The sequence below is a fragment of the Gaoshiqia hydrogeniformans genome (genome assembly GCF_049347105.1).
In the GTDB taxonomy this organism is placed as follows: Bacteria; Bacteroidota; Bacteroidia; order Bacteroidales; family Prolixibacteraceae; genus Gaoshiqia; species Gaoshiqia hydrogeniformans.
In genome coordinates this window covers 5,433,309-5,444,966 of record NZ_CP186334.1, presented here as the reverse complement: position 1 = coordinate 5,444,966, position 11,658 = coordinate 5,433,309, and the positions used below count along the sequence as shown (strand labels likewise).

Here is an 11,658-nt window from a genome sequence, read left to right as displayed (position 1 = left end):
TTTTATTTTTAAGAAAAATGAACGGAAGCTATGGAAATTAAGGCTACATTTATATTTTTAGCAAGCACTTAATTCGAAGTAATGGAAATTGTCAACCCGAAAGATATTCTGAGAGCCAACCCTTACCTGGCTTACCTTGGAGGCGAAAACCTGGCAAAGTTCATCATGTATGTTCTCCGGTTTAATAAGTTAAATAAAATATACGGACAAATTGCTGATAAACAGGGAGTCGAATTTATTGATGAGTTGATAAAAGTTTTGGAGATCAGCTACGAGTTTGACGCAGCGGAGTTGAAAAGAATCCCTAAATCCGGGCCTTTTATCGTGGTATCGAACCATCCCTTTGGCGGGCTGGACGGTATCCTGTTAATCAAGATCCTCTCGCAGGTCAGGCCGGATATTAAAGTTCTGGCTAATTTTCTGTTGAAACGGATTGAGCCGATGAGCGATTTTTTTCTGGCTGTTAATCCGTTTGAAAGCCGGAAAGCTGACAAACCAAGTTTCAGCGGCTTAAAAAACGCGATTGAACATTTGCATCGGGGAGGGGGAATGTGCATTTTTCCGGCAGGCGAAGTTTCGAGCTTTGATGGTACGAATAAAATTTCGGACCGTCAGTGGCAATATCCGGTGCTGAAATTCATTAAAAAAGCAAACGTGCCGGTGGTCCCGGTTTATTTTTCAGGCAAAAACAGTCGTTTGTTTCATCTCATCGGCCTGATTCATCCCAATTTAAGGACAGTTAAGTTACCTTCCGAACTATTAAATAAAAAGAAAAAACCGGTTAAGGTCCGCATCGGCTCACCGATCACCATCGCCGATCAGAACAACTTCGGCGAAATCTATCAGTTTGGCCGTTATCTGCGGGCAAAAACCTATAGTTTATGCGGGAACATGGAGGTAAAGCGTTTCTTCAATTATTCCCTGAAGCCCCATGCAAAACCCGAACCGATTGTGCCGCCGGTGGATCAGGAAAAAATTACCGAAGAGATTAAGGAGGCCGGAGATACGCTGTTGTTCCGACTGAAGAATTTTGCCGTTTACTGTTCGCCCTCGCGAAAAATTCCGAATATTTTGACCGAAATCGGGCGTTTGCGCGAAATTACCTTCCGCGAGGTGGGCGAAGGAACCAACCGCGGCATCGATCTGGATGAATTTGATTTGTATTACCATCAGCTGTTTATCTGGGATGAAGATGCGCAGCGGATCGTAGGGGCCTACCGGATTGGGAAGGGAGATGATATTTTACACGAGTTCGGGGCGCGTGGGTTCTACCTGCAAAGCCTGTTTCGCATGAAAGAAGGTTTCGAACCCATTCTGAAACAGGCGCTTGAGCTTGGCCGTTCGTTCGTGGTTAAGGATTACCAGCGGCAACCCATGCCGTTGTTTATGTTGTGGAAGGGTATTTTGTATTTCCTGCTGAAAAATCCGGAGTACCGCTATCTGCTCGGGCCGGTGAGCATCAGCAACAATTACTCGAAGATATCGAAAGAACTGATTATTACCTTTATCATGTTCCGCCATTTCGACTGGAATCTGGCGCCGCTGGTGGCGCCGCGCCGGGCGTTTAAGTTTAAAAGCCAGGATCCGAATATCAATGTGATCATGGAAAACCTGGATGATATCAATAAACTTGATCGTTTTATCGGCGATGTGGATGAATTGAATACCGGTTTGCCGGTGTTGCTGAAAAAATATATTAAACTGGGCGCTAAAATTGTCGGTTTTAATGTTGACCCGAAATTCAATAACTGCCTCGACGGGTTAATCCTGCTTGATGTGTACGATGTGCCTAAGAACACCATAGAGTCGCTTTCGAAAGAAGTGAACGACGGTTCAATCCTGCAACGCTTTTACACGAACAGGGAATAAAATGATGAGCCGTACGCTGCATAAGGTTTACCTGGCGTTGATGGTAGCCGTTGTTCTCTTTGTGCTGGTTTACCTGTCGGCAGAGGGCTATTCTTATTACCGGCTGAATCCCGAAGAACGTTTTTTCAGCGATCAACATCAATTGTTAAAACCCAGCGGAACTTTAGGACACGGACTTGGGATTGCCGGTTCACTGCTGATTGTTACAGGGGTTTTTCTGTATATGATCAGGAAACGCATTCGGCGGTTTTCACGCTTGGGAGTTCTGAAGTATTGGCTTGAATTTCATATTTTTATGTGTACGCTTGGTTCGGTGCTCGTTTTGTTTCATACGGCATTTAAGTTTGGAGGGATCGTATCGGTGAGTTTTTGGAGTATGGTGGCAGTGGTGGTTAGCGGAGTAATCGGCCGGTATATTTATCTGCAAATACCGCGAACGATCGAAGGACGGGAACTTAGCCTGAATGAACTGGATCAGAAAAAGGAGGAAGTGAACGCCGAACTTCAGCGAAAATACGAACTGGACAATGAAACTTTATGGGCGGTATTGTATGCGGTGAAAGCGCGGCCTGACCGTTCGGGAGGGAATACCATGGTCCGTTTTGCGGCCAAATTCAGATTTGAAAGAAGGATCATGCAACAGGTAAAAGCCATCCTGAGAACACGAAATCTATCGCACGAAACACATCGGGACCTGATGCGGCTGGTACGCTACGAGATTCGGTTAAACCGAAAAATAGACCGGTTAGTCAGTATGCAGAATTTATTCCGTTACTGGCATGTTGCCCATTTACCTTTTGCTTTGGTCATGCTGATCATTTTGATTATTCATGTAGTAGTAACTTTAGCTTTTGGCTATCGGTGGATCTTCTGAAAAAAATGGAGACTTTAATCGAAAATATCATCATTTATTCGCTTGTCGGAGGCCTTTTTGTATCAATCTTCTGGTTCTATATTTATAAAATGAATAAGCAATCGCGGTTGGTTGACGAAAAAATTGAAATTGCCCGGGCCGAGGGATTGTTTGAGCCTGTTTCGTTACACCCTGTGGTTGATCCCAATTCATGTATAAAAAGCGGGGCATGTATCACCGCTTGTCCTGAAAAAGATATTTTAGGTATCCGGAACGGGCGTGCTACAACCATCAATACTTCCCGTTGTATTGGCCATGGGGCTTGCTTTCATGCCTGCCCGACACAGGCAATAACCCTTTGTATCGGTACAGAGAAGCGTGGAGTTGATCTGCCACATGTCGACCAATCGTTTGAAACCAATGTGCCGGGTATCTATATTGCCGGTGAAATCGGAGGGATGGGGTTGATCCGAAATGCGGTGGAGCAGGGGAGACAGGCGGTTGAGAACCTGGCAAAAACGATTGACCGGGCAGTTGAGGCCGAGTTTGATTTATTGGTGGTTGGCGCCGGACCAGCTGGCATCTCGGCTTCGTTAGAGGCAAAAAAACGACAACTTTCATGTTTGACTCTTGAACAGGATTCCCTGGGCGGAACAGTTTATACTTTTCCGCGTGCTAAAATTGTCATGACTGCCCCGATGGAACTTCCTCTTTACGGGAAAGTTAAGTTGTATGAGACCAGTAAGGCCGAATTACTCGGTTTGTGGCATGAGGTCATCTCAAAAAATGACATCCTCATTAAAGAACAGATGAAAGTAGAAATCATTAAACCGGAGCATGGCCGTTTTTTGGTGGAAACAAAAGCAGGCGAACGGTTTACGGCCCGTAAAGTGTTGCTGAGTATTGGCAGGCGGGGCAGTCCGCGAAAATTAAATGTTCCCGGAGAAGAAAGTATAAAAGTGGCTTATCGCTTATTGGAGCCGGAACGTATCCGCGGCAAAAAAATAGTCGTTGTTGGTGGCGGTGATTCGGCTGTTGAAGCGGCCTTGGCGCTTGCCGGGCAAAACGAGGTGGTTCTGTCGTACCGGAATGAAGCGTTCAGCCGGATAAAGCCGCGTAATAAGCTGTTGATCGATGAAGCCGGTGTGGCCGGAACAGTTAAAATTCAGTATAATTCAACTGTTTACAAAATAGATGAGCATTCAGTTACGTTATCTGTCGGTCAGCCGGATGAGCTTTTGGTTTTGGAAAATGATCTGGTCTACATTTTTGCCGGCGGGGAGTTGCCTACGCAATTTCTTGAAAAAGCAGGAATTAAAATCACCCGTAAGTTTGGCGACGCTATTTTGAAGCATGATCAATAACAGGCTGCTGTTTGGCGTCTGATACCCTGATGTGAGCGATTGTTATAAAGGATGTACCGTGGAGAATAGTCTGAAAAAGTTAATAGTTATCTGTTTGTCGCTGTTTTTATCGGTTAAGCTACCGGCTCAGCTTTCACCCGGCGATTTAACCAGGGCCCATGAGCAGCTCGAAGGTTTGACAAACTGCACGCAGTGTCACGTTTTGGGGAAGAAGGTGACAAATGAGAAGTGCCTGGATTGTCATAAGGAAATCAGGAACCTGATCGATTCAAAACGGGGATATCATGCGTCGGCCGAAGTTAAAGGAAAAGATTGCTTTGTGTGTCACAGCGAGCATCACGGGAAAAACTTTCAGATTACCCGGTTCGACCAGGAAAATTTTGACCACAAACTTACCGGATATGTGCTGGAAGGCAAGCATGCCAAAATTAACTGTAAGGATTGCCATAAGCCCGAATTTGTCCAGAAGAAGATTACCCGGAAGAAGTCAGCCGGAACCTTTTTAGGATTACAAACAAGCTGCTTAACCTGCCACGAGGACTTCCATCAGCAAAGCTTATCGCCCGATTGTGCTTCGTGTCATGGTTTTGATGCGTTCAGGCCTGCACCTGGGTTCGATCACCAAAAAACTGCATTTCCGTTGCGTGGCAAACACCAACAGGCAGACTGCGCCAAATGCCATCGCGAAGAAGAACGGAACGGCAAAAAAATTCAGCATTTTACGAATGTCGCTTTTGCCAATTGCACGGCCTGTCATGAGGATGTCCACAAAAATAAATTCGGGCAGGACTGCACGACCTGTCACAGCGAGAACTCGTTTCACCAGGTGGCAAGTCTCCCTGATTTTAATCATAACCGGACCGGATTCCCGTTAACCGGAAAGCACCAGACGGTTGATTGCCGTTTATGCCATAAACAGTCTTTTACTGCAAAAATTACGCATAACAGGTGCAGCAATTGCCACAGCGATTATCACAAGGGACAATTCGCCCAAAATGGAAAATCACCCGATTGTGCCGACTGTCATACGGTTAATGGGTTTATTCCGTCTTTTTTCACAATTGAAATGCACAACCAAGGTAAATTCAGGCTGGAAGGGGCACACCTGGCAACACCCTGTTTTTCGTGTCACCGGCAAAATGAGCGGTGGGAATTCAGGCAAATCGGCGGGAAGTGCGTCGATTGTCATAAAAATATTCATCAAGGCTTTATGGCCGACAAATATATTCCCGAACAGCGATGCGAGATATGCCATTCTGTGAACGACTGGGATGGGGTTACATTTGATCACCGGCAAACCGGCTTCGCGCTCGAAGGGAAACATGCAGAAACAACGTGCCGGAAGTGTCACTTTGCTCAGGAAAACGGGAGCGGTTACGTTCAACGTTTTTCAAATATGGAATCATACTGCGAAAGTTGCCATGCGGATGTCCATCGCGATCAATTCAGGGAGAATTATAAAACCCGCTGCGACCGCTGTCATGGCTTCGAAAACTGGGAAGCTTCCCGCTTTGACCATGACCGGAGCCGGTTTAAACTGGAAGGTGCGCATACCAAGGTTGATTGCGGGAAGTGCCATGCGCCGGCCACGGAGCCTGAGGGGACTTATACCCGGTATAAATTATTCAAAAACGAAATCCAATGCGTAAACTGTCATTCATAATCCTGTTGACGGCCGGGTCCGTCGCGGCGTCATTTGCCCAATCGCGGCATGGCGACAATTTTAAAATGGATTGCGCGGCCTGCCATTCTCCTGAAAGTTGGGAACTGCTGCAGAAAGAGATGACCTTCGACCATACGCAAACCCGGTTTGAACTCACCGGGCAGCACAAAACGGTAGATTGTAAGAGTTGCCATGCGTCGCTGATGTTTTCCGAAGCCAGGAATGAATGTATATCCTGCCATACCGATATGCACAACAATACCGTAGGAACCGATTGCGACCGTTGCCACAACCCGCAGTCCTGGATTGTAGTCAAGGTCTCCGAAATGCACCGCCAAAGCCGTTTCCCTTTGTTGGGATCGCATGCTACAGCCGATTGTTTTCAGTGTCATGTGTCGGCCAGCAATTTACAGTTCGAGCCGCTTGGCATTGCCTGCGTCGATTGCCACCGGAGCGATTATTTGGCTACAACACAGCCCAATCACCAAGGATCAGGGTATTCAACGGAATGCACCGACTGCCATAGTGCAAAGGCGATTAGCTGGACAGCAGCGAATTTTGAGCATAACTTTTTCCCGTTGGCCGGGGGCCATACCATCAGTTGCATGGAATGCCACGTATCGGGCGTATTCGAAAAAATCCCGAATGAGTGTGTTTCATGCCACCAGGCGGATTATAATGCCACAACAAACCCGGCCCATTTGCTGTCGGGATTTTCAACGAATTGTGCAGAGTGCCACACGCTCAACCGGGGTTGGCAACCGGCTAAATTCACACAACACGATGCCGGGTTCTTCCCAATCTTTTCGGGCAAGCACAAAGGCAAATGGGACAGTTGCACGGATTGCCACGCCAATCCGTCGAGTTACGCGGAATTCAGTTGCCTGAATTGCCACGAACATAGTCAAGCCCGGATGGACGATAAACACGAGGGCAGAAACGGCTACACATACGAAAGCAACGCCTGTTATTCATGTCATCCAACAGGAAGTGAATAATGCGATGACAAAGCATTGCGGATACCGGTTTCAAATTGGTTTTAACCTGCGTTAATGAAGGGATTAAAATAGTATTGGATGAAATATAAACACATATTGACGTTTTTGCTTGCGATTTTCGCCTTCGTTGGTTCAGAAGCCCAGGAGGGCCAATTGAAGGTTTTTGGGAAGATATCATACCTGACCGCGCAAAATATCTATGTGCGTTTTGACGGTACGAATAATATACAAGAGGGGGATACGGTATTTGTCGAGCGGGACGGCGCCGTAAAGCCTTTGCTCATCATCGAATCAAAATCATCACTTTCCGCGATGGGCAAGCCATTGTCTTCCATTTCGTTGACGATAGGCGATGAAATATTTGCCAAGCGACAGGCAACGGAGGAAAACAAAAGCGGAAGTGAAATTGCCGGCATGGATAAAAAACAGGGGGAAGAACAGGAAGTACGCCCGGCGCCGGAAGACAAGGCGATTACCGCTTTTCGTGAAAAAATACGGGGCAGGGTATCCGCTTCGTCTTATTCAAGTTTCTCGGGGGCGACTGAAAGCAGCAGCCACCGGATGCGCTACACCTTTTCCCTGCAAGCCTCAAATATTGACGACAGCCGGTTTTCGGCAGACACATACCTCACATTTACACACCAGGCCAACGATTGGGCTGTCGTTCAGGGCAACCTGTTCAGTGCCCTTAAAATATACAGTCTGGCGCTCAGGTATCAGCCCGGGGAAATGTCTTCCATCTGGTTGGGCAGGAAAATCAACCCGAATTTGTCAAATGTGGGTGCCATTGACGGCATCCAGTACGAGACAGGAAATAAATCCGTTCGGGTTGGCGCGGCAGTTGGGTTTCGCCCCGATTACCTGGATTATAGTCTGAACACCGATTTGTTTGAGTTCGGCGCTTACCTGGCATTCGTCCATTCAAATGAAAACGGCACAGGCCGGAGTTCAGTTGCTTTTTTTGAACAAAAGAACAACGGGTATACCGATCGCCGCTTTGTTTATTTCCAACACAGCAACGCGCTGATGAAGAACCTGTTTTGGTTTTTTTCCGGTGAGTTGGATATGTACAAGCTTGAAAATGATGAGTCGAAAAGTACACTTTCCCTGACCAGCTTTTATGCATCGGTCAGGTACCGGTTTGCGCGTCAACTTGTGTTGTTTGCCTCTTACGACGCACGAAAAAATGTCATCTATTACGAGACATTTAAAAACCTGGCAGACCAGCTTTTTGAAGAGGCTATGCGACAGGGGGTCCATTTCCGGGTGAATTATCGTCCTGTAAACCGGATTAATTCAGGGTTGAATGCATCTTACCGCGTTCGTAAAAATGACCCCGACCCGACCAAAACACTTTATGGGTTTGTTTCGTTTTCAGAATTTCCGTGGACCGGGGCATCGATGACTTTTTCGGGCAACCTGGTTCAAACCGCTTTTCTGGAAGGAAAAATTTACGGCGCCCAGTTATACCAGGACTTGTTGAGCGGTAAATTATACGCCAGCGCGGGATATCGCTATGTCGATTATAATTTTTTAAGCTCCGTTTCAACCTTGGTGCAACATATCGGCGAGTTGGACCTGACCTGGCAAATGGGCAAAAAGTTGTCTTTGTCGGCAAATTACGAAGCTACTTTTGAAAAATCAGGTCGCTATAACCGGATTTACATCAACCTGACGAAACGTTTCTGAACAGGCTTGTGATTTTCCGGGTAATGATTAACTTTCAGCCCGTAAAGTTGTTTGATACTTTACCCGGGTTAGATTTTAAAGAAATGATAAAAGACAGAACTATGAAATTGATTTTTGCATGGATTGCAGGAAGTTTACTGATGTTTTCCTGCGTGGTGAAACCAAAAGAACCTGTACAGCCGATTGATACCGCAACCTTAACAAACACACACCAGCTTAAAGTGGAAGATGTAATTCAAACAACCTCCTATACGTATCTTCTCGGGAACGAAAACGGGCAGGAAGTCTGGATCGCGGTAACGAAAATGGAAGCCCAAACAGGCGATGTGTTTTATTACGACAATGCCCTCGAAATGCTTGACTTTGAAAGCAAAGAGCTGAACCGCGTATTCGACCGGGTGTTGTTTGTCGAAGATTTGCGATCTCTGCCGGATAAAACGATGGATATGCACCACCAGCTATCGGCCCACGGGCAGCGTAAATCGAACGATTTTCAGCCGGATATCCGCATTGATCCGGTAGCCGGCGGAGTGACCATTGCTGATTTGTATAAAAACCGGGCCGATTACCGGGACAAGAAGGTGGTGGTGCGGGGCAAGGTGGTGAAGGTAAATAACGGCATCATGGAGCGGAACTGGATTCACCTGCAGGACGGAACAACAGACAACGGAAAGTTTGACCTGACCTTTACCAGCCAGGAAAATATCGCCCCGAACGATATTGTTACCCTGGAAGGGATTGTTGCGTTGGACAAAGATTTTGGGGCGGGTTATTTTTACGAGCTGATCGTGGAGGAAGCTTCCCTGAAAAAATAGACGCGGCAGAATTTTTCGTTTTTATTTCAGGTACAGGTTACTGTCGCCGTAACTGAGAAAACGGTAGTCGTTTGCCAGCGCGTGGGCGTATATGCGTTTCCAGTCGTCGCCGGTAAAAGCCGAAATCAAAAGTAACAAGGTGCTCTGCGGCTGGTGGAAGTTGGTGATCATCCCGTCGATCATCCGGAACCGGTAACCCGGCACGATAATGATTTTTGTTGAGGCGCAAATTGTCGTGAGGCCGTTTTTTTGCATGAAATGTAAAATGGCTTTCAGCGCTTCGGTTTTATTAAGTATACCGTGGCTGCGGTAAGGTTGCCATTGTTCAACTTCCAGCTTTTCCGCACTGGCGTCAGGTTGTTCGGCGAGTGTTGTTCCCAGCCAGTACAGGCTTTCGAGGGTGCGGATGGAAGTGGTGCCTACAGCGATTAATTTCCCGGTGTGACTGAGTATTTTTTCGATCAGCGAACGGCGAACCAAAATTTGTTCGGCATGCATTTCGTGCCCGGCAATGGTTTCCGACTTTACCGGTTTAAACGTCCCCGCCCCCACGTGCAGGGTTACTTCATCGCAATCAATTTGTTTTTCTTCCAGGCTTTTGAAGACCGCCTCGGTGAAATGCAACCCGGCTGTTGGCGAAGCAACCGAACCGTTTATTTTTGAGTATATCGTCTGGTAGCGTTCCAGGTCCGAATCTTCCGTTTCACGGTTCAGGTAAGGCGGGATGGGCAGCGTTCCGGCGGTTTCGATCAATGTGGCGAAGTCGTACGCGGGATCATCCCAGCTAAAACGGACTTTCACCGAGCCATTTTCCCGGGCTAATTTTTCAGCTTTAAACGAAATGGTTTTACCGTCCACGACAAGCTCTTTAACCAAAACCTCCTGTTTCCACTTCTTCAGGTTGCCCACCAGGCAATTCCAGCTGCATTGCCCGGTTTGTTGAAATGCCAGTTGATAGTCGGCAGGTTCCACCGGATCGAGGCAGAAAATTTCGATCGGCGAGCCTGTATTTTTCTGAAAATGCAGACGGGCCCGGATCACCTTCGTGTTATTAAAGATCAGTAAACTGTTTGTGGGAAGAAAGCCGGCCACCGAACGAAAACAGGAATCAGTGATGGTCCCGTTCTCCCACACCAGCAGTTTCGACTGGTCGCGTTGAGGCAGCGGATAACGGGCAATACGTTCGTCGGGCAGCGGGTAATCCAATGCCTGGGCGCTTAAATTAAAAACCGTTTGTTCTGATTTTTTCGCTTCCATGGGCGGCAAAATTACGGAATAATTATTCTCCCTAAAAATTGTTCTTACTTTTGTGTAAAAAATGGAGAATATGTACAAGTTAGGCGATCGGGTTAAGTTTCTGAATGATGTTGGCGGTGGCGTGATCACCAAAATTGTCAGCGCCAATCTGGTTCATGTGGAAAACGAAGACGGTTTTGAAATTCCGGTCCTCACGCATGAAATTATTTTGGATGCAGAACAAGCTCCCAAAACGGATAAAAAGCCGAGTGTGGAACAATTTGTGAAGCAAGGAGTGGCCGAAATTCCTGTTCGGGAGGAGGTCATTGATGAACCGCCCGTGTATATTGCCGGGAACGACGAGCCGAAGTTTTACCTGGCTTTTCTGCCTGAGAACAGCCATAATCCGCTGGAAGGGCAAACCCGCATTTATTTGATCAACGACAGCAATTTCTTCGTGCTGTACCATTACAGTCATTTTAGGGGAAATGAATACGAGACGCGGGAGGCCGGCAAGCTTGAACCGAACACCAAACTGGCGTTGGGTGCCATTTCACAGGCCGAAATTGCCAATTTGCCGGAGTTTGCTTTTCAACTGATCTACTTCAAAGAAAAGGCTCCGCGTTTGGAAAAACCTGTTATCCGCAAGGTTAGCGTCAACCCGGTGAAGTTTTATAAATCGGGCAGTTTTTCCAAATCAGACTTCTTCCGGGAAAAAGTGATGTTGTTTAAGCTGAATGAAACCGCCATGGACAAAGCTCTGGAGGAGCTGACGGAGAAAGAGGTGAAAAAAGTAGTCCGTGAAAAGGAACCTGCCCGCCCTGCCGGATTGCAACCCAAATTAGCCAATCCGGAATTGATAGAGGTGGATTTGCACATTCATGAGCTACTTGACAGCACGGCCGGCTTGTCGAATAAAGATCTGCTGGATGTGCAGATGAGTAAATTCCGCGAACAGATGGAAACAGCCATTGCCGACCAGTCGGTTAAACGGATTGTATTCATCCACGGGCTGGGGAACGGGACACTGAAACAAGAGTTACGCCGCGAACTGTCGGCCAAATACAAAAAGTATCCTTTTCAGGATGCCAGTTTTCAGGAATATGGCTACGGCGCCACCATGGTGGTTTTAAGGGCGAAGTAGGTTTTAAACTAAGAAAGCAGAAGTGTT

General features: G+C 47.0%; 9 protein-coding genes. 8 read left to right on the top strand and 1 reads right to left on the bottom strand.

Features of this window, described 5'->3' with window-relative positions; all coding sequences use genetic code 11:
- Nucleotides 1–81 precede the first annotated feature (81 nt).
- The 7 genes from ACOIT5_RS21710 to ACOIT5_RS21680 all read left to right on the top strand — a co-directional run bounded on the left by ACOIT5_RS21710 (nucleotide 82) and on the right by ACOIT5_RS21680 (nucleotide 9,251).
- Nucleotides 82–1,869, top strand: a complete 1,788-nt coding sequence (locus ACOIT5_RS21710) for a GNAT family N-acyltransferase (protein ID WP_423128259.1) — start codon at nucleotides 82–84, stop codon at nucleotides 1,867–1,869.
- Between the two features lies 1 nt (nucleotide 1,870).
- The gene (locus ACOIT5_RS21705; RefSeq protein ID WP_423128258.1) at nucleotides 1,871–2,743 is read left to right on the top strand and encodes a hypothetical protein; all 873 of its coding nucleotides are present in this window, start codon (nucleotides 1,871–1,873) and stop codon (nucleotides 2,741–2,743) included.
- A gap of 5 nt (nucleotides 2,744–2,748) precedes the next feature.
- Nucleotides 2,749–4,086, top strand: a complete 1,338-nt coding sequence (locus ACOIT5_RS21700; protein ID WP_423128257.1) for an NAD(P)-binding domain-containing protein — start codon at nucleotides 2,749–2,751, stop codon at nucleotides 4,084–4,086.
- Nucleotides 4,087–4,144: 58 nt separating this feature from the next.
- Nucleotides 4,145–5,749, top strand: a complete 1,605-nt coding sequence (locus ACOIT5_RS21695) for a cytochrome c3 family protein (RefSeq protein ID WP_423128256.1) — start codon at nucleotides 4,145–4,147, stop codon at nucleotides 5,747–5,749.
- Nucleotides 5,728–6,747: a hypothetical protein gene (locus ACOIT5_RS21690; protein ID WP_423128255.1), complete on the top strand. Its 1,020-nt coding sequence runs from the start codon at nucleotides 5,728–5,730 to the stop codon at nucleotides 6,745–6,747. Before ACOIT5_RS21695 ends, ACOIT5_RS21690 begins: the two co-directional genes overlap by 22 nt.
- Before the next feature lie 78 nt (nucleotides 6,748–6,825).
- Nucleotides 6,826–8,436: a hypothetical protein gene (locus ACOIT5_RS21685; RefSeq protein ID WP_423128254.1), complete on the top strand. Its 1,611-nt coding sequence runs from the start codon at nucleotides 6,826–6,828 to the stop codon at nucleotides 8,434–8,436.
- 101 nt (nucleotides 8,437–8,537) lie between these two features.
- Complete coding sequence (locus tag ACOIT5_RS21680) at nucleotides 8,538–9,251, top strand: hypothetical protein (RefSeq protein ID WP_423128253.1); 714 nt, start codon at nucleotides 8,538–8,540, stop codon at nucleotides 9,249–9,251.
- A 21-nt stretch (nucleotides 9,252–9,272) separates the two neighbouring features.
- Here ACOIT5_RS21680 and ACOIT5_RS21675 read toward each other — a convergent pair whose 3' ends face one another.
- On the bottom strand, nucleotides 9,273–10,508 hold the full coding sequence (locus ACOIT5_RS21675) for an S-adenosylmethionine:tRNA ribosyltransferase-isomerase (protein ID WP_423128252.1): 1,236 nt from the start codon (nucleotides 10,506–10,508) through the stop codon (nucleotides 9,273–9,275).
- 70 nt (nucleotides 10,509–10,578) lie between these two features.
- On the opposite strand from ACOIT5_RS21675, the gene ACOIT5_RS21670 reads away from it, so the two are divergent.
- Nucleotides 10,579–11,631 carry a DUF2027 domain-containing protein gene (locus tag ACOIT5_RS21670; RefSeq protein ID WP_423128251.1) on the top strand — a complete coding sequence of 351 codons (1,053 nt, stop codon included), beginning with the start codon at nucleotides 10,579–10,581 and terminating at the stop codon, nucleotides 11,629–11,631.
- Nucleotides 11,632–11,658: the final 27 nt, after the last annotated feature.